Source organism: Pseudomonas sp. S8 (genome assembly GCF_050473925.1).
Lineage (GTDB): Bacteria > Pseudomonadota > Gammaproteobacteria > Pseudomonadales > Pseudomonadaceae > Aquipseudomonas > Aquipseudomonas parakoreensis.
In genome coordinates, this window is sequence record NZ_JBFDVZ010000016.1 from 2,112,892 (window position 1) to 2,131,240 (window position 18,349).

At 62.0% G+C, this 18,349-nt stretch carries 14 protein-coding genes; 13 read left to right on the plus strand and 1 reads right to left on the minus strand.

Going from position 1 to position 18,349, the window contains the following annotated elements; all coding sequences use genetic code 11:
* Window positions 1–139: 139 nt before the first annotated feature.
* The 11 genes from AB1J88_RS10745 (at window position 140) to AB1J88_RS10795 (ending at window position 12,935) form a co-directional block, all read left to right on the plus strand.
* The gene (locus AB1J88_RS10745) at window positions 140–964 is read left to right on the plus strand and encodes an energy transducer TonB (RefSeq protein WP_430291030.1); all 825 of its coding nucleotides are present in this window, start codon (window positions 140–142) and stop codon (window positions 962–964) included.
* A gap of 51 nt (window positions 965–1,015) precedes the next feature.
* Window positions 1,016–1,723 (plus strand): MotA/TolQ/ExbB proton channel family protein, encoded by a 708-nt coding sequence (locus AB1J88_RS10750; protein ID WP_007966644.1) that lies wholly within the window; start codon window positions 1,016–1,018, stop codon window positions 1,721–1,723.
* Window positions 1,723–2,124 carry an ExbD/TolR family protein gene (locus tag AB1J88_RS10755; protein WP_430291031.1) on the plus strand — a complete coding sequence of 134 codons (402 nt, stop codon included), beginning with the start codon at window positions 1,723–1,725 and terminating at the stop codon, window positions 2,122–2,124. Before AB1J88_RS10750 ends, AB1J88_RS10755 begins: the two co-directional genes overlap by 1 nt.
* A gap of 207 nt (window positions 2,125–2,331) precedes the next feature.
* Window positions 2,332–5,043: a TonB-dependent receptor gene (locus AB1J88_RS10760; RefSeq protein ID WP_430291032.1), complete on the plus strand. Its 2,712-nt coding sequence runs from the start codon at window positions 2,332–2,334 to the stop codon at window positions 5,041–5,043.
* Between the two features lie 229 nt (window positions 5,044–5,272).
* Window positions 5,273–7,138 carry an extracellular solute-binding protein gene (locus AB1J88_RS10765; protein WP_430291033.1) on the plus strand — a complete coding sequence of 622 codons (1,866 nt, stop codon included), beginning with the start codon at window positions 5,273–5,275 and terminating at the stop codon, window positions 7,136–7,138.
* A 1-nt stretch (window position 7,139) separates the two neighbouring features.
* Window positions 7,140–8,204: a microcin C ABC transporter permease YejB gene (locus AB1J88_RS10770; RefSeq protein ID WP_430291034.1), complete on the plus strand. Its 1,065-nt coding sequence runs from the start codon at window positions 7,140–7,142 to the stop codon at window positions 8,202–8,204.
* The gene (locus tag AB1J88_RS10775) at window positions 8,204–9,226 is read left to right on the plus strand and encodes an ABC transporter permease (RefSeq protein WP_041074044.1); all 1,023 of its coding nucleotides are present in this window, start codon (window positions 8,204–8,206) and stop codon (window positions 9,224–9,226) included. Before AB1J88_RS10770 ends, AB1J88_RS10775 begins: the two co-directional genes overlap by 1 nt.
* Window position 9,227: 1 nt before the next feature.
* On the plus strand, window positions 9,228–10,832 hold the full coding sequence (locus AB1J88_RS10780; protein ID WP_430291035.1) for an ABC transporter ATP-binding protein: 1,605 nt from the start codon (window positions 9,228–9,230) through the stop codon (window positions 10,830–10,832).
* A gap of 196 nt (window positions 10,833–11,028) precedes the next feature.
* A complete protein-coding gene (locus AB1J88_RS10785) occupies window positions 11,029–11,550 on the plus strand; it encodes a DUF3455 domain-containing protein (RefSeq protein ID WP_225138259.1) in 522 nt (173 codons plus the stop codon).
* A 162-nt stretch (window positions 11,551–11,712) separates the two neighbouring features.
* Entirely contained in the window at window positions 11,713–12,246 is a 534-nt protein-coding gene (locus tag AB1J88_RS10790) for a sigma-70 family RNA polymerase sigma factor (protein ID WP_145596476.1), read from the plus strand.
* A complete protein-coding gene (locus AB1J88_RS10795) occupies window positions 12,243–12,935 on the plus strand; it encodes an anti-sigma factor (protein ID WP_430291036.1) in 693 nt (230 codons plus the stop codon). Before AB1J88_RS10790 ends, AB1J88_RS10795 begins: the two co-directional genes overlap by 4 nt.
* Before the next feature lie 7 nt (window positions 12,936–12,942).
* Here the strand turns inward: AB1J88_RS10795 and AB1J88_RS10800 are convergent, their stop codons facing one another.
* Window positions 12,943–14,025, minus strand: a complete 1,083-nt coding sequence (locus AB1J88_RS10800) for a DUF1615 domain-containing protein (RefSeq protein WP_430291037.1) — start codon at window positions 14,023–14,025, stop codon at window positions 12,943–12,945.
* 275 nt (window positions 14,026–14,300) lie between these two features.
* On the opposite strand from AB1J88_RS10800, the gene AB1J88_RS10805 reads away from it, so the two are divergent.
* Both AB1J88_RS10805 and AB1J88_RS10810 read left to right on the plus strand, forming a co-directional pair.
* Window positions 14,301–16,505, plus strand: a complete 2,205-nt coding sequence (locus AB1J88_RS10805; RefSeq protein WP_430291038.1) for a TonB-dependent receptor — start codon at window positions 14,301–14,303, stop codon at window positions 16,503–16,505.
* 209 nt (window positions 16,506–16,714) lie between these two features.
* The gene (locus tag AB1J88_RS10810) at window positions 16,715–18,250 is read left to right on the plus strand and encodes an FAD-dependent oxidoreductase (protein ID WP_430291039.1); all 1,536 of its coding nucleotides are present in this window, start codon (window positions 16,715–16,717) and stop codon (window positions 18,248–18,250) included.
* The last annotated feature ends 99 nt before the right edge of the window (window positions 18,251–18,349 follow it).

The window sequence follows — 18,349 nt, forward strand, 5'->3', positions numbered from 1 at the left end:
AGCCTGCACAAGCCTATTCAATAGATAGTTCAACTATCGGCTTGCGTACACCCAAAAGAAAGTTACACCCACCCACTCGAACATCATCGAAATGTTCGCACGGCACCTTATTGCCCTTCATCAACCCGAGGGAGCTTTAATGAACGATGCGGTAAAGCACAGAGCCCTGCCGGGGCCGTTACGGGACGCGCCAGTCCCGCCACCACCGGGCAGACCGGCCTTCACGGCCAACACTTCGCAGCCCGGCGGGTTGAATAAGCAGCAGATGCTGTTGCTGGTGGCGGTGTCGGCACTGATACACGGCGGTGCCTGGTGGTTTTTCCAGCAGACCCGGCCTGAGCCCCTGCCGACGCCGCCGCAGATTCCGGAAATGACCGTCGAGCTGACCAGCCCGACGCCACCGGCACCGCCCACACCGGAACCACCACCGCCACCGCCGCCCCCTCCACCTCCGGAGCCGGAACAACCGGTGGAGGACGAAGACGCGGGCAAGCCACCGCCCAAACCGGTGGAGAAACCCAAGCCGATCGAAAAACCGAAACCGATCGAGAAGCCCAAACCGGTGAAGAAAGTCGAGCCGCCAAAAGCTCCGCCTGCCCCGGCACAACCCGCCGCCCCGGCAGCGCCAACCACGCCGAGTGCGCCACCGGCCCCAGCCGCCGCGCCGGGCCCGGTCAAGGAATCGGCCGCGATTTCCGGCCTTGCCAGCCTTGGCAACCCGCCGCCGGAGTACCCGTCACTGGCGCTGCGGCGCAACTGGGAAGGCAGCGTGGTGCTGCGCATTCAGGTGTTGGCCAACGGTCGCGCCGGCTCGGTGACAGTGACCAAGTCCAGCGGCAAGCCGCAACTGGATGACGCCGCCGTCGCGGCGGTAAAGAACTGGAAGTTCATTCCGGCCAAACGCGGTGACACGCCGATTGACGGCTTCGCCACCCAGACCATCGATTTCAAATTGCCGCAATAACGGCACAACCCAACGAACTCACAACCGACTTAATGCAAGCGAGGTGTAGCGATGAACAATTCACTGTCTTCGATGATTGTCCCCGGGGTGCTCTGGGGCCTGGTGCTGTTTTCCGTGGTCAGCTGGGCGATCCTGCTGGTCAAGTCGGCGCAATACCTGCGCCAGAAAGCCCAGAACAAACAATTCAGCAAAGCCTTCTGGGGCGCGCCGGATCTGCTGACCGCCGCCGAACATGCCAGCCAGTATCCGGGCTCGCTGGCGCGCATCGCCAGCAGCGGTTTCGAAGCCTTGCTGGTGGAAGAATCGCCGCGGACCACGCAACAACTGGCGCACACCATCAACCGTTCCGATCGCCTGGAACGCAACCTGCGCCAGCAGATCCAGAAAGAACGCCGCTCGCTGGAAAACGGCCAGGCGATCCTCGCCAGTATCGGCAGCACCGCGCCGTTCATTGGTCTGTTCGGCACCGTGTGGGGGATCATGGAAGCCCTGCAAAGCATTGGCGAAACCGGTTCGGCGAGCCTTGAAGCGGTCGCCGGGCCGATCGGTCACGCGCTGATCGCCACCGGCGTCGGGATCGCCGTCGCGGTCCCTGCGGTGCTGATTTACAACTTCTTTCTGCGTCGCCTGAAACTGGCCTCGGCAGACATGGATGACTTCGCCCACGACTTCGACGCCCTCGCCTCGCGCAGCGCGTTTTCCATCAGCCGCCAGGCCATCGCCAGCAAAACCACTGCCGCCGTGCGGGAGGCCAGCTGATGTCCTTTTCCACTCAAGACAGCGATGAAGTGCTCAGCGAAATGAACGTCACGCCGCTGGTGGACGTGATGCTCGTGCTGCTGGTGGTGTTTATCGTCACCGCACCGCTGATGACCAACGCGATCAAGGTCAACCTGCCGAAAACCGACGCCGTCGCCCCCGCCGAGAAGAAAGACCCGGTGGTGGTCAGCGTCGATCAGGACGGCAAGTTCTACCTGGCGAAAACCGAACTGGCACCGGAATCTCTGGAGGCCAGCCTCAAGGAGGTCAAGGCCAGGGACGCCGAGGTGCGCGTGCAGCTGCAGGCCGACGCCAACGTCAATTACGGCCAGGTGGCCAAGGCCATGGCGTCCATCGAACGCTCGGGCATCAGCAAGATTTCGGTGATGACCACCCACTGAGTGCGGTGTCGGGCGCGCGTTGAGAAACGCGCCCGACACCGCGAACCGCTTCCCGTCGCAATCAGCCGACCGAAAAACGCCAGACGTCTTCGGAGGGGATCGGCTTGCTTGAAGAAAGTGGCTTTCCGCATGCGGTATCACCGAAAGCGGAGCAATGAGGGGCTCACAAGGCCAATTCGATAACGTCTGATCAAGTCGGAAACAACCATGCTGATGAACACTCCACGCTTCACGCTCAAACCTTTGGTGGCAACGATTTCTCGTCACCGTTTTGTTCCGTTGTACCTGGTGGCCATGGGGATGGGCGCCGGGACCGTGCAAGCCGCCGAGGACGACAACGCCGCCGTCCCCGCTGCAGCCGCAGTGGTGGCACCGACCACGCAACTGCAACGGGTGGAAGTGACCGGCTCGGCGATTCGCCGGGTCGATGCGGAAACGGCGGTGCCGATCACCATTCTGAAAGCCGATGAGCTGCGCAAACAGGGCGTGACCACCACCGCCGAACTGGTGCAGCGGATCACCGGCAGCCAGTCGATCAACAACAGCGCAGGCTCGGTCGGCGCCGCCACCGGTGGCGCTTCGTTTGCCGACATGCGTGGTATCGGCGCGAACAAGACCCTGGTGCTGCTCAACGGTCGACGCCTGGCCAACAATGCCTTGTCCGGCACCAACTCGGCCGGTGGCGCGGTGGATCTGAACATGATCCCGTTTGCCGCCATCGAGCGCGTGGAGGTTCTGCGCGACGGCGCATCAGCCCTGTACGGCACCGACGCCATCGGCGGCGTGATCAACTTCATCACCAAAAAATCCCTGACCGACGGCCAGCTCACCCTTGGCGGCGAAACCCCGACCCACAGCGGCGGCGGTGCCACCAAAGACATGAGCGCCAGTTGGGGCTATGGCGATCTGGAAGAGGACCGCTTCAACGTGCTCGGCGTGTTCAACTACAACAAGCAGCAGAACCTCGACGCCAACGACCGCTCCTTCGCCCGCGACTACGATCCTGGTCGTGGCCTCGATCAGACCTCCGGCACCGCGTTCCCCGGTAACTACAGCCAGAACGGCAACGCCACCAACCCGTTGGCCAACAGCAATTGCAACGGGCCGAACCTGGTCGCGCGCGATGGCCTGTGCCGCTTCAGCACCCGCGAATACATCGACCTGATTCCGCAAACCGAAAAGACCTCGTTCTTCGGCAAGACCACCGGCAAACTCGGCGACGATCACAACGTCAACCTCGAATACTTCTGGTCACGCAACAACAACGCCACGGCGGTCGGCCCGGCCCCGCTCACCGGCCTGAGCCTGGATTCCTCGTCGCCGTACTACCCCGGCAACGGCATCACCCCCGGCCCGACCGGTTTCGCCCTCGACCCGACGCAACCGGTCGACGTCAACTGGCGCGAAACCGCCGCCGGCCCGCGCGAATCGAAAGACCAAAACACCAGCCAGCGCTTTCTGCTGAGCTTCGACGGTCTGGTCGGCGGCTGGGATTACAACGTCGGCGCCTCGTACAACCAGAACAAAATCGTCTCCAGCGTCACCAGCGGCTATGTCAGCGATCAGGCGATGATCAACGGTCTGGCCAGTGGCCTGCTCAACCCGTTCGGCCCGCAATCGGCCGCCGGTCAGCAGTACATCGACGCCGCGATGTACCACGGCGCCTACTCCACCGCCGTTGGCCGCGTGGCCGGTTTTGACGGACGGGTCAGTCGCGAGATCGGTGACTGGTTCGGTGCCGGGCCGGCCGGTCTGGCGCTGGGTGGCGAGTACCGCAAAGAGAAATTCCACCAGGACTTCGAACAGTTTGCCGGTGACATCCAGAGCCTCGGCATCGACCCGGCCGGCAGCGTCGAGGGCGACCGCAGCGTGAAAGCCGCGTACGCCGAAATCAACGTGCCGGTGCTCGACAGCCTCGAACTGTCCGCCGCTGTGCGTCACGACAAATACAGCGACTTCGGAAGCACTACCAACCCGAAATACTCGTTCCGTTATCAGCCGCTCAAAGAGCTGGTGGTGCGCGGCGCGTACAGCGAAGGGTTCCGGGCGCCATCGCTGTACGAGCTGTACTCGCCGCGCAGCATCACCTACACCCAGGGCTACTACAACGATCCGGTGCTGTGCACCGGCGGCGTGGTGCAACCGGGTGGCAACGGCGGGCGCGATTGCGGTCAGCAGTTCCTCAATCAGATCGGCGGCAATGAAGATCTGGCTCCGGAGAAGGCGCGCAACGTGACGCTGGGCTTCGTCTATCAGCCGGTCAGCAACCTGTCGGTGGGTCTGGATTTCTGGTGGATTCACATCTCCAACCAGATCCAGCCGTTCCCCGAATCCACCGTGTTCGATCAGGCCGGCAGCTACCCGGATCGCTTCGTGCGCAACGCCGACGGCACGCTCAACTACATCGTCACCGGCAACGCCAACCTCGGCATCGTCGAAACCAACGGTGTCGATGTGTCGCTGGATTACCGCTTCCCGAACACCCCGTACGGTCAGTTCGGTCTGGGGCTGCAAGGCACCTACGTCGACAGTTACGACTTCCAGAGCACCATCAAAGGCCCGTTCACCGACAAGGTCGGCGATTTCGAAGGGGACGGCGTGATCGCGCGCTGGAAACACAACCTCACCGGCAGCTGGACCTTCGGCGCCGCAAGGGCGTCGCTGACCAACCGTTTCACCACCGGTTACAACGACTACGACCGCGATACCCATGCGCGCGTGGCGTCGTATTCGGTGTGGGACCTGTCGGCCGGCTACACCTTCAACAAGGTGCTGGATGTCGATGCCGGGATGAAGAACATGTTCGACCGCAACCCACCGTTCTCCAACCAGGCCTACAACTTCCAGAGCGGCTATGACCCGCGCTACACCGACCCGCTGGGCCGCACGCTGTTTGCGCGCATGACGTATCACTTCTGACCCCAGGGCTGGACACATCCTTTGTGTGACTGAGCTTTTGTGGTGAGGGGATTCATCCCCGATGGGGTGCGAAGCGCCCCCAAAACCTGAACTGCGGATGACCAGAATCACCGCATGCAATGGGTTTGCGACTGCTTCGCAGCCGGTCAGGGATAAATCCCCTCACCACAGGGCACTCCCACAGTTTTCAGCGTTGCCAGTGAGTTTTCGGGCTTAGAGGAAAAACTTCATGAGATTCATGCGCAACATGGCAGGCCTGCTGCTCGGCGGAGCTTTACTCTGCGCTGCCGTGCCGGCACTGGCCGCCGCCAGCTATGCACTGACGGTGTACGGCGAAGCGCCGAAGTATCCGGCGGGTTTCCAGCATTTCGATTTCGTCAATCCCGACGCGCCCAAGGGTGGATCACTCAGCCGCGCGTCGATGGAAATCGGCCAGTACAACTACATCACCCCGTATACCGATCAGGGCATTTCCGTGGTGCAGGTCAACGACTGGGTGTATGCGCCACTGGCGTTCCGTTCTCTCGACGAGCCCTACACCGTTTACGCACTGGTCGCGCAACAAATGGAACGCGATCCCGAGGGGCTCTGGGTGCGCTTCACCCTCAACCCCAAGGCCCGCTTCGCCGATGGCACGCCGATCACAGCCGAGGACGTGCGCTACACCTTCAACCTGCTGATGACCAAGGGCAGCCTCAGTTATCGCCAGCAGTACGCCGACGTGCAGGACGTGCTGATCGAAGGCCCACGGCAGGTGCGCTTCACCTTCAAGAACAACCTCAACCGCACCCTGGCGCTGGACCTGGCGACGCTGCGCGTGGTGCCCGAACACTGGTGGAAGACGCGCGACTTCGCCAACGGCGGCGGCTTCGAACCGCCGCTGGGCAGCGGTCCGTATCGCGTGAGCAAGGTCGACGCCGGGCGCAGCATCAGTTTCCAGCGCGATCCGGACTGGTGGGGCAAGGACCTGCCGGTCAGTCGCGGGATGTACAACTTCGACACGCTCACGGTGAATTTCTACGGCGACACCGACGTCGCTCGCCAACTGCTGCAGGCCGGTGCGTTCGATTACAACCGCGAGTTTTCTTCGTCCGGTTACGTGGTCGGCTACGACAGCCCGGCATTGCGTGACGGGCGTTTGCAACAGGCGATTCTCGCCCCGGAAAAACCCACGGCGGCGCAAGGCTTCGTGTTCAACCTGCAAAACCCGATTTTTCAGGATCGCCGCGTGCGTCAGGCGATCAGTCTGCTGTGGGATTTCGAGTGGACCAACAAGCAGATGATGCGCGGCTTCTACGTGCGTCAGAACAGCTTCTGGCCCAAGAGTGAAATGGCCGCCACCGCCCTGCCCGACGCCGAGGAATTGAAGATCCTCGAACCGTTGCGCGGGCAGATCCCGGACGAGGTGTTCACCGAGGTCTATCAGGCGCCGAAAACCGACGGCAGCGGCTATATACGCGACAAGCAGTTGCAGGCGCTGAAACTGCTCGCCGAGGCAGGCTGGACGCCGCAACACAGCCGACTGGTCAACGCCGATGGCGAGCCGCTGGCGTTCACCTTCCTCGACGGTCAGGGCGGCTTCGACCGCATGCTGTTGCCATTCAAACGCACCCTCGCGCAGATCGGCATCACCCTGAATTTGCGCCGGATCGATTCGGCGCAATACGTCAATCGGCTCAACGCCCGCGACTACGACATGATCGTCACCAGTTTCCCGCGCAGTGGCGATCCGATCGTCTCCCCCGGCCGCGAACTGTACAGCCTGTACGCCTCGCAAAGTGCCACGCAAGTCGGCAGTTCGAACTCGATGGTGCTGGCCAACCCGGCGGTCGATCAACTGATCGACGGGCTGGTCAAGGCCGACACCCGCGATGCCATGGTGCATTACGCCCGCGCCCTCGACCGGGTGCTGCAATGGGGTTACTACATGATTCCCAACTACTACTCCAAAGGCACGCCGACGGTGTATCAGAACCGCTTCGGCATGCCGCCGGTGCAACCGGCTTACGACGAAGGCCTCAACACCTGGTGGGAGGTCTCGGCCAAGCCGTTGACCACGCAACAGATGCACACCCAGCTTGCGGGGGGCCAGTGACATGCTGCGTTATCTGAGTCGACGTTTGCTGCTGATCATCCCCACGCTGCTGTGCATCCTGGTGGTCAATTTCCTCATCGTGCAGGCCGCGCCGGGCGGCCCGGTGGAACAAGCCATCGCGCGTCTGCAAGGTTTCGGCGGGCACAGCATGGGCGGTGGTGGCGAAGTCGCTGCGACGGGCGGTGCCGGGCGCAGCAGCCGTGGCCTCGACCCGGCGCTGATCGAGGAAATCAAACACCACTACGGTTTCGACAAGTCGATGCACGAACGCCTGTGGCTGATGCTGAAAAATTACGCGCAGCTGGATCTGGGCAGCAGTTTCTTTCGCGGTGCCAAGGTCACCGATCTGATCCTGCAGAAACTGCCGGTGTCGTTGTCGCTCGGCTTGTGGGCGACGCTGATCACCTACCTGATTTCGATCCCGTTGGGCATCCGCAAAGCGATCAGCAACGGCAGCGCATTCGATGTCTGGAGCAGCACCGCGATCATTATCGGCTACGCGATGCCGGCGTTTCTGTTTGCGATTCTGCTGATCGTGGTGTTCGCCGGCGGCAGCTACGTCAACTGGTTCCCGGTGCAGGGGCTGGTGTCGGATAACTTCGACAACCTCAGCACGTTGGGCAAGGTCGGCGACTACCTCTGGCACCTGGTGTTGCCGGTCACGGCGCTGGTCATCGGTGGCTTCGCCACCCTGACCATCCTCACCAAAAACAGCTTCCTCAACGAGATCAGCCGCCAGTACGTGATTACCGCACGGGCCAAGGGTCTGACCGAACGCCGCGTGCTTTACGGCCACGTGTTTCGCAACGCCATGCTGCTGGTGGTGGCCGGTGTGCCGTCGGCGCTGATCGAAGTGTTTTTCGCTGGTTCCTTGCTGATCGAAACCCTTTTCAACCTCGATGGCCTCGGGCGCATGAGTTACGAAGCGGCGGTGTCGCGGGACTATCCGGTGGTGTTCGGCGCGTTGTTCCTGTTCACACTGTTCGGCCTGTTGATCAAGCTGATCGGCGACCTCTGCTACACCCTGCTCGACCCGCGCATCGACTTCTCGGCGAGGACTGCCTGATGTTCACACTCTCTCCTCTGGGTCAGCGCCGGGTCGCGCAGTTCAAGGCCAACCGCCGTGGGCGCTGGTCGCTGTGGCTGTTCATTGGCCTGTGCCTGATCTGCCTTGGCGGCGAACTGATTGCCAACGACAAACCCTTGGTGATCCGCTACCACGGCGCTTTGTACTTCCCGATCCTCAGCGATTACCTGGAAACCGATTTCGGCGGCGAGCTGCCGTTCCAGCCGGATTACGCCAGCGCTTACGTGCACTCGCTGATCGAGGATCAGGGCGGCTGGATGCTGTTTCCGCCGATTCCGTTCAGCTACGACACGGTCAATTATGACCTGACTGAACCGGCACCCAGCCCACCCTCGGCGAGCAACTGGCTGGGCACCGACGATCAGGCGCGGGACGTATTGGCGCGGGTGATTTTCGGTACACGGATTTCGATTCTGTTTGCGCTGATCCTCACCGGCATCAGTGCGTTGGTCGGTATCGTTGCCGGCGCGTTGCAGGGTTATTACGGCGGTTGGGTGGATTTGCTCGGGCAACGGCTGCTGGAGATCTGGTCGGGGCTGCCGGTGCTGTATCTGCTGATCATTTTGTCCGGGTTCGTCTCGCCGAGTTTCTGGTGGCTGCTGGGGATCATGGCGCTGTTCTCCTGGCTGGCGCTGGTGGATGTGGTGCGCGCCGAGTTCCTGCGTGGACGCAATCTGGAATACGTCAAAGCCGCGCGTGCGCTGGGGCTGACCGACAGTGAGCTGATGTGCCGGCACATCCTGCCCAACGCGATGACCTCCACCCTGACCTACTTGCCGTTCATTCTGACCGGCGCCATCGCCACCCTCACCGCGCTGGATTTTCTTGGCTTCGGCATGCCGGCGGGCACCGCCTCACTGGGCGAACTGATTGGCCAGGCCAAGCGCAATCTGCAAGCGCCGTGGCTGGGCCTGACGGCGTTTTTTGCCTTGGCGCTGATTCTGTCTTTGTTGGTGTTCATCGGTGAGGCTTGCCGAGACGCGTTTGATCCGAGGAGCTGACATGCAAAACCATTTGATCGAGATTCGCGACCTGCGCGTGGCCTTTGGCGAGCAGGCCGTGGTGCACGGTTTGAACCTCGACATTCGCCGTGGTGAATGTCTGGCGCTGGTCGGCGAGTCCGGCTCGGGCAAGTCGGTCACGGCGCATTCGATCCTGCGTTTATTGCCAGGTAAAAGCGTCAGCAGCAGCGGTTCGATTACTTACAGCGGAGTGAACTTGCTGCAGGCCAGCGAGCAACACCTGCGCGGTTTACGCGGCAACCGGATTGCGATGATTTTCCAGGAGCCGATGACCTCGCTGAACCCGTTGCACACGGTGGAAAAGCAAGTCAGTGAAGTGCTGGAGATTCATAAAGGCCTGAAGGGTCGCGCGGCACGTGAGCGGACGCTGGAACTGCTGGAACTGGTCGGTATTCGCCAGCCTTTGCAGCGTTTGAATGCCTATCCGCATCAGCTGTCGGGCGGACAACGGCAACGGGTGATGATCGCCATGGCGCTGGCCAATGAGCCGGAACTGCTGATCGCCGATGAACCGACCACCGCGCTGGACGTGACCGTGCAGCAGAAGATTCTTGAGCTGTTGATCGAACTGCAACAACGCCTGGGCATGTCACTGTTGCTGATCAGTCACGATCTGAATCTGGTGCGGCGCATCGCGCAACGGGTGTGCGTGATGCGTCACGGTGAAATCGTCGAACAGGCCGACTGCGAGACGCTGTTTCGCACCCCGCAACATCCTTACAGCCGCTTGTTGATCGAAGCGGAACCCAGTGGTGTACCGGTGCCGAGTGCGTATCAACACAATCTGCTGGAGGTCGATGATCTGAAGGTCTGGTTTCCACTGCCCAAGGCGCTGTTCAGTCGTTCGCAGGCGTACATCAAAGCGGTGGACGGCGTCAGCTTCCGCCTGCAACGCGGCAAAACGTTGGGGATTGTCGGCGAATCCGGTTCGGGCAAATCCACGCTGGGCCAGGCGATCCTGCGGCTGGTGGAATCCGAGGGCGAGATCCGCTTCGGCAACAAGCAACTGAGCCTGCTCAATCAGCGCTTGATGCGCCCGTTGCGGCGGCAGATTCAGGTGGTGTTCCAGGACCCGTTCGGCAGCCTGAGCCCGCGCATGTCGGTGCAGCAGATCATTGCCGAAGGCTTGCTGACTCACGGCATCGGCACCGAGGCCGAGCGCGAGGCGGCGGTGATTCGCGTACTGGAGGAAGTCGGCCTCGACCCGAAGAGTCGCCATCGCTACCCCCACGAATTTTCCGGCGGCCAGCGCCAGCGCATCTCCATCGCCCGCGCATTGGTGCTGGAGCCGGCGCTGATCCTGCTCGACGAACCGACCTCGGCGCTGGATCGCACGGTGCAGAAACAAGTGGTGGAGCTGTTGCGGCAACTGCAGATCAAGCATGGGCTGACCTATCTGTTCATCAGCCATGACCTGGCGGTGGTGCAGGCGCTGGCTCATGACTTGCTGGTGATCAAGGATGGCCAGGTGGTGGAACAGGGTTCGTCGCGGGAGATTTTTGCCGCGCCAACCCACCCCTACACCCAGGAACTGCTGAAAGCCTCCGGCCTGAGCGTCCCGCGTAAAACTGCCGAGCTTGTGTAGGAGCTGCAGCAGGCTGCGATCTTTTGATGTTGTTTTTCAAGAGCAAAAGATCGCAGCCTGCGGCAGCTCCTACAGGGGATTGGTGGGGCCTGGAGAATATTTTTCGGGCACTGCATCCAAACGCCTCCGCCACGGGTAGTCCCTGTAACAGCCCTCTTCGGCTGTCAGCGGTCTACCCCTTTCGGAGATAACACTGATGAACATCACTCAACTGATTGGCCTCACCGGTTTGCTCGCCCTGTCCTCGACAACCTTCGCCCAAAGCAACTATCCCGACGCAATCAAAGTCCCGGAAGGCCACAAGATCGCGATGGAAACCACCGGGGTCGGCGAGATCACTTACGAATGCCGCGACAAGCCCAATGCCGCCGGGCAGACCGAATGGACCTTCGTCGGCCCGAAAGCGGTGCTCAATGATCGCAGCGGCAAGCAGGTCGGCACCTACTTCGGCCCGCCAGCCACCTGGCAGGCCAAGGATGGTTCGAAAGTCACCGGCACGCAATTGGCCGTCGCCCCGTCGAGCCCGGGCAACCTGCCCTATCAACTGGTCAAGGCCAACCCGGCTGAAGGCAAAGGCGCGATGAGCGGCGTGAGTTATATCCAGCGTGTCGCGCTCAAGGGCGGCGTGGCGCCAGGCAGCGAATGCACGGCGGCGAACAAGGGCAAGCAGGAAGTGGTGAAGTATCAGGCCGACTACATTTTCTGGGCGGCGAACTGATCTTTGGATCACTGAAATCAAAGGTGGGAGCGAGCCTGCTCGCGAAGGCGGTATATCAATGAAGGATAAGTTGACTGATACGACGCCTTCGCGAGCAGGCTCGCTCCCACACAGCTAATGCACTCTCTGGATGTTTGCGGAATGTGAACTAGATTGCACCAGATGTCCTTACCCGAATCTGAATTCGATTACGACGCCCGTCTCGCTGCCTGTGCCCGCGGCGAGCAGTCGGCCCTGCGCGATTTGTACGTGCAGGAAGGCCCGCGCCTGCTCGGCGTGGCCAAGCGACTGGTACGTGACACGGCGCTGGCCGAAGACATCGTGCATGAGGCGTTCATCAAGATCTGGAACGGTGCGGCGCAATTTGATCCGGCGCGCGGTTCAGCGCGCGGCTGGATGTTCAGCGTGACCCGACATCTGGCGTTGAACCAGCTGCGTGATCAAAGCCGGGAGACGCCGTTCAACGAAGAACACGATGCCGAGCCTGACGAGGACGCCTTCGATGTGCAGGGCCATTCGGCGCGGATCCATCGTTGTCTGGAACAACTCGACCCGCAGCGGCGAAGCTGCATTCTCCACGCCTATGTCGACGGCTATAGTCATGCACAGATTTCCGCGCGCCTGGACACGCCGCTGGGCACGGTCAAAGCCTGGATCAAACGCAGCCTCAACGCTTTGCGGGAGTGCATGGGATGACCACTGAATCGGCGCAGGAACGTGATGAGCTGGCCGGCGAATACGTGCTCGGTACACTCTCTGCTGAACAACGGATCGAGGTGCAGAAACGTCTGCCGAATGAACCGGATCTGCGCGCGGCGGTGGACGCCTGGGAACGGCGGCTGCTGGAGCTGACGGACTATGCCGAAGCGCAGCAACCGTCGGCGCTCCTGTGGCCGCGAATTGAGCGCAGCGTCGAGCGACTGACGCATAAAACGCCCACCACCTCGTGGTGGAATCTGCTGCCGCTGTGGCGCGGGCTGAGCGCCGCCGGACTGGCTGCGACGTTGGTCCTGGGTTCAATTCTGCTGACCCAGACCCCGCCGAAACCGAATTATCTGGTGGTGCTGGTCGCGCCGCAGGACAAGGCGCCAGGCTGGGTGATTCAGGCCAGTAATCCACGGGAAATTCAGTTAATCCCGCTGGGCGTGGTCGAAGTGCCGGCGGACAAGGCGCTGGAGTTCTGGACCAAGGCTGACGGCTGGCAAGGGCCGGTGTCGCTGGGGCTGGTCAAACCGGGGCAGACGCTCTCGGTGCCGCTGGATAAATTGCCGCCGCTGCAACCGAATCAGCTGTTCGAGCTGACGCTGGAAGGCGCCAATGGCTCGCCGATCGGTAAACCGACCGGGCCGATTCAAGCCATTGGCCGAGCCGTCAAAGTGCTTTGAACCGGCGTCAACCGGCCTTGGCCATGCAGCGCTTGTAGCGCTCATCCACGCGTTTGGCGAACCACGCTGTGGTCAGTTTGCGGGTGATTTTCGGGCTCTGCAGGACGATCCCGGGCAACACGGCACGTGGCAAGGTCTTGCCTTCAGCCTTCTCGGCCAGTTCGAACACCCGCTGATAGAGTCTGGTCTCTTCGAACTCCAGGGTTTTGCCCTTTTCCAGTTGATCGCGAATCGTCGGGTTGCGCAGGCCCAGCGCTTTGCCGAGGGTGCGCACCGCCAGTTCGGTGCTGCCGGGCATGATCGAGTCGTAGCGAATCAAGTCGCCATCCAGCGCCAGTGGTACGCCCGAGGCTCGGCTGACGGCGTTCTGGAACGCGGCATTGCGGCTGGCGTACCAACCGGCGTTGAAGTCGGCGAAGCGATACAGCGGCTCGCGGTAACTCACCGGGTAGCCAAGCAAATGCGCGATGCCGAAGTACATGCCGCCTCGGCGGGTGAACACTTCGTGGCGGATTGTGCCGTCTACCGGGTATGGATAGTCCTTGGCGTGCTGCTCGGCGAATTCGATGCTGACCTGCATCGGTCCGGCGGTGTGCACCGGGTTGAAGCCGCCGAACAAGGTGCGGCCCATCGGCACTCTGCCGATGAAGTCGTCAAAAATGGCGCTGAGTTCTTTTTCACTGCGCGCCGCGCTCAGGCGTTCGCTGTAGGTCTTGCCGTTGGTGGAGCGCACTTGCAGCGCACCGCTGACCAACAGGCCCGGGATATGGACTTTGGCGGCACGACGGTCGATTTCGTCGCGAGCGATCTTGCCCAGCCCCGGCACCGTCGGGTCGACCTGATAGGTCGATTCCTGCTCGGCCACGGCCAGCACTGAACAGAGATTTTGTGTGGTCGGGCTGATGTGCTGAGCGGCGAACGCGGCGTAGATGTCGGTGGCCCAGCCCTCACGGTCGGGCACTTTGGCTGGCATCAGCCGGACGATTTCAGCCTTCACTTCAGCCGGCGCACGCGGCGCCGGCTCCTGACTGCGCTGGCCGGCGCAACCGGCAAGCGCCAGCAGCGCAGCGAGGGTAATGAGTAATCGCATGTTGCTCCATCCAGTCCAATAAGCCCGAACACCATACACAATCCGTGTAGGAGCTGCCGCAGGCTGCGATCTTTTGATTTGTCTTTTAAAACCAAGTCAACAGATCGCAGCCTGCGGCAGCTCCTACAGGTGAATGTGTTTTCAGGGGTGATGACAAACTGATTGCAAAACGTTACTGCGAACTCCTATCATTTGCACCTGGAGTCGTATTTGCGCAAGGAGTTCCCCGCGCCGCCCTATTTTCTTACCGGCCCTGCGCCTCCAGGTACGAATACATGCCCGCTTCAGTTCGCCTCGCTGTCCCGTTCCGCCCGACGCTTCTCGCCCTGCTGTGCTCCCTGACTGTCACCGCTCACGCTGCCGATGAAAACGGCAAGGCGCTGGTGCTCGACAATGTCAACGTCAACGCCCAGGCACCGACGCCCAACGCCCTGCCCCCGGTCTACTCCGGCGGTCAGGTCGCCCGTGGTGGTCAACTCGGCGTGCTCGGCAATCAGGACATGATGGACGTGCCGTTCAGCGCCGCGTCGTACACCGAGCAACTGATTCAGGACCAGCAAGCGGAAAACGTTGCCGACGTCCTGCTCAACGATGCCTCGGTGCGTCAGGCCTCGGGCTTCTCCAACCAGGCGCAGGTGTTCATGATTCGCGGCTTGCCGCTAAACGGCGACGACATTTCCTATAACGGCCTGTACGGCGTGCTGCCCCGGCAGATCATTTCCAGCGACGCCCTGGAGCGCGTGGAAGTGTTCAAAGGGCCGAACGCCTTCATCAATGGCGTGACCCCGACCGGCTCCGGCATCGGCGGTGGCGTCAACCTGCAGCCCAAGCGTGCCGGCGACGAGCCGCTGCGCCGCTACACCACCGACATCAACAGTGAAGGCCGGATCGGTCAGCACCTCGATATCGGCCAGCGTTTCGGCGAAGACAACCGCTTTGGCGCGCGGGTCAACCTGTCCCAGCGCGAAGGCGACACCGGCATCGATCACGAAAACCAGCGCTCGAAACTGTTCGCCATCGGCCTCGATTATCGCGGTGACGCGCTGCGTATTTCCGGTGACTTCGCCTACCAGAAAGAACGCGTCAACGGTGGCCGCAACTCGGTCAACCTCGGCACCGCCACGCACATTCCGGACGCGCCGTCGGCCGACACCAACTACGCGCCAAAGTGGGGCTACACCGACATCGAAGACACTTTCGGCATGCTCCGCGCCGAATACGACCTGAACGACAACTGGACCGCGTACGTCGCCGGCGGCGCCAAGCACACCCGCGAAGTCGGCCGCTACAACTCGACCACGCTGGTGGGCAACAACGGCGCCTCCTACACCACCGGCTCGTTCATCCCCCACGATGAGGACAACACCAGCCTGATGGCCGGTCTCAACGGCAAGTTCAACACCGGCGCGGTCAGCCACAAGCTCAATTTCGGCCTCAGCGGTCTGTGGGCCGAACAGCGCAGCGCCTACGATTTCGACCTGACCCAGTACGCCAACAATATCTACCACCCGGTGGAAACCCCGTCGCCGGTCGGCAACTTTTCCGGCGGCGACCTCAGCGATCCGGGCATCGTCGGCAAGACCTTCAACCGCAGCCTGGCGCTCTCCGACACCCTCGGTTTCTTCGACGATCGCCTGCTGATCACCGCTGGCCTGCGTCGTCAGCAACTGGTGGTGCAAGGCTACAACTACGCCAGTTACGGCAGCGGCAGCCGCAAGTCGAGCTACGACGAATCGATCACCACACCGGTCTACGGCATCGTCTTCAAACCATGGGAGCACGTGTCGTTCTACGCCAACCACATCGAAGGTCTGGCGCAAGGCCCGACTTCGCCGACCAGCACCGGCGGCTTGCGCGTGACCAACGGCAACGAAGTCTACGCACCGGCGCGTTCCAAACAGACCGAGGCCGGGGTCAAGGTCGACATGGGCACTTACGGCGCGAGCCTGGGCGTGTACCGCATCGAGCAGCCGAGCGATGGCTACTGTGAAATCAACAGCGCCACCACCTGCACCTACGTGCGTGAAGGCGAGCAGATCAATAAAGGCGTAGAGATGAACGTGTTCGGCGAGCCGATCAACGGCCTGCGTCTGATCAGCGGCCTGACCCTGATGGACACCGAACTGCGCAACACCCAGAACGGCGCCAACGACGGCAACCGCGCCATTGGCGTGCCGAGCTTCCAGTTCAACGCCGGCGCCGACTGGGATGTACCGGGCCTGCAAGGCGTGGCGCTGAATGCGCGGATGCTGCGCACCGGCGGCCAATATGCCGATGCGGCCAACAACCTCAGCCTGCCAACCTGGAACCGCTTCGATGCCGGTGCGCGTTACGCCTTCAAGGTCGCGCAGAAAGACGTGACCCTGCGCCTGGGCGTCGAGAACCTGGCCAACAAGAAGTATTGGGAATCGGCGCAGGGTGGTTATCTGACTCAAGGAGAGCCGCGGGTGGCGAAGTTGTCGGGGACAATCGATTTCTAAAACGCTGCCAAATTGAAAAGGCCCCGCAGCTTCAGCGCTGTGGGGCCTTTTTGGTTTTTGGGTGCCTGAAAAGGCCTTTTCGCGAGCAGGCTCGCTCCCACATCGGAATGCGTTCTACTGTGGGAGCGAGCCTGCTCGCGAAGAGGCCGGCACTGGCTAGCCTTTCCATCTGATCCATACTTGCTGCACAGCCAACGGAGGACAGGCTCATGCACCGCAGCGACGTACTGATCATCGGCGCCGGCCCGACCGGTCTGGTGCTGGCTCTGTGGCTGAGCAAACTGGGCGTGCGCGTGCGCATCATCGACAAGACGTCCGCGCCCGGCACCACCTCGCGGGCGCTGGCGGTGCAGGCGCGCACGCTGGAGTTGTATCGCCAACTGGATCTGGCCGATACCGTGGTGCGCAACGGGCACAAGGTCGCGGCGGCGCATTTCTGGGTCAAGGGCAAACCGGTTGCGCAGTTGCCGCTGCAACGCATCGGCGAAGGCCTGACGCCCTACTCGTTCATCGAAATCTTTCCCCAGGACCAGCACGAACGGCTGCTGCTCGAACGCCTCGAAGACTATGACGTGGTGGTTGAGCGCAACACCGAACTCGAAAGTTTTGAAGAACTCGGCGACGGCCTCACCGCGCATCTGCGCTTGCCCGACGGGCAACAGGAAATTTGTCAGGCGTGCTTTCTCGCGGGCTGCGATGGCGCGCGTTCGGTGGTGCGCAAAACCCTCGACACCGGTTTCCCGGGCGGTACCTATCAGCAGATTTTTTACGTCGCGGATGTGCAGGCCAGCGGCCCGGCGCTTAACGGTGATTTGCACCTGGATCTGGACGAAGCGGATTTTCTCGCCGTCTTCCCGTTGGCCGGCGAAGGCCGTGCGCGATTGATCGGCACGGTGCGCGATGAACGTGCCGATCGCGCCGAAACCCTGCAATTCGCCGACGTCAGCCGCCGCGCCATCGAACACCTGAACGTACACATCGACGAGGTCAACTGGTTCTCCACCTACCGCGTGCATCACCGCGTGGCCGAGCACTTTCGCAGCGGTCGGGCGTTTCTCCTCGGCGACGCCGCGCATGTGCACAGCCCCGCCGGCGGCCAGGGCATGAACACTGGGATTGGCGATGCAATCAACCTGGCGTGGAAACTCGCCGCCGTGCTCAACGGCAGCGCCACGGCGAAGCTGCTCGACACTTACGAAACCGAGCGCATCGCCTTCGCCCGGCGGCTGGTGTCGACCACCGACAAGGTGTTCACTTTCGTCACCGCCGAGGGGCGCATCGCCGATCTGCTGCGCACGCGCCTGGCACCGTTTCTGATCCCGAAAATGGCCACGTTCGAGGCCAGCCGCGAATTCCTTTTTCGCACCGTTTCGCAAGTCACCCTCAACTATCGCGGCATGCCGCTGAGCCAGGGCACGGCCGGCCACGTCCACGGCGGCGACCGCTTGCCGTGGGCGCATGATGGTGAGGGGGATAATTTCGAGCCGCTGCGCCAGCCTTGCTGGCAGGTGCACGTGTATGGCGACACCAGCGACGAGATGATCGCCTGGTGCAATGAACACCATCTGTCGCTGCACGTGTTCGACTGGCGGCCGGCGTTTGACACGGCGGGGTTGGGGCGTAACGGGTTTTATCTGCTGCGCCCGGATACTTATGTGGCGATTGCCGATAACAGCGCGGATCCGAAGGTGATTGAGCGGTATTTCCGCGATCACGGGATAAGGCCGTTCTTCAACAGCCCCTGACCCAAGAACACCCTGAATACCTGTGGGAGCTGGCTTGCCAGCGATAGCGATGGATCAGCCAACATTGATTTTGACTGTGCCGACGCAATCGCTGGCAAG

Coding starts and splice junctions, on each gene's coding strand:
- AB1J88_RS10745 (WP_430291030.1), top strand. CDS start 140: ATGAACGATGCGGTAAAGCACAGAGCCCTGCCGGGGCCGTTACGGGAC.
- AB1J88_RS10750 (WP_007966644.1), top strand. CDS start 1,016: ATGAACAATTCACTGTCTTCGATGATTGTCCCCGGGGTGCTCTGGGGC.
- AB1J88_RS10755 (WP_430291031.1), top strand. CDS start 1,723: ATGTCCTTTTCCACTCAAGACAGCGATGAAGTGCTCAGCGAAATGAAC.
- AB1J88_RS10760 (WP_430291032.1), top strand. CDS start 2,332: ATGCTGATGAACACTCCACGCTTCACGCTCAAACCTTTGGTGGCAACG.
- AB1J88_RS10765 (WP_430291033.1), top strand. CDS start 5,273: ATGAGATTCATGCGCAACATGGCAGGCCTGCTGCTCGGCGGAGCTTTA.
- AB1J88_RS10770 (WP_430291034.1), top strand. CDS start 7,140: ATGCTGCGTTATCTGAGTCGACGTTTGCTGCTGATCATCCCCACGCTG.
- AB1J88_RS10775 (WP_041074044.1), top strand. CDS start 8,204: ATGTTCACACTCTCTCCTCTGGGTCAGCGCCGGGTCGCGCAGTTCAAG.
- AB1J88_RS10780 (WP_430291035.1), top strand. CDS start 9,228: ATGCAAAACCATTTGATCGAGATTCGCGACCTGCGCGTGGCCTTTGGC.
- AB1J88_RS10785 (WP_225138259.1), top strand. CDS start 11,029: ATGAACATCACTCAACTGATTGGCCTCACCGGTTTGCTCGCCCTGTCC.
- AB1J88_RS10790 (WP_145596476.1), top strand. CDS start 11,713: ATGTCCTTACCCGAATCTGAATTCGATTACGACGCCCGTCTCGCTGCC.
- AB1J88_RS10795 (WP_430291036.1), top strand. CDS start 12,243: ATGACCACTGAATCGGCGCAGGAACGTGATGAGCTGGCCGGCGAATAC.
- AB1J88_RS10800 (WP_430291037.1), bottom strand. CDS start 14,025: ATGCGATTACTCATTACCCTCGCTGCGCTGCTGGCGCTTGCCGGTTGC.
- AB1J88_RS10805 (WP_430291038.1), top strand. CDS start 14,301: ATGCCCGCTTCAGTTCGCCTCGCTGTCCCGTTCCGCCCGACGCTTCTC.
- AB1J88_RS10810 (WP_430291039.1), top strand. CDS start 16,715: ATGCACCGCAGCGACGTACTGATCATCGGCGCCGGCCCGACCGGTCTG.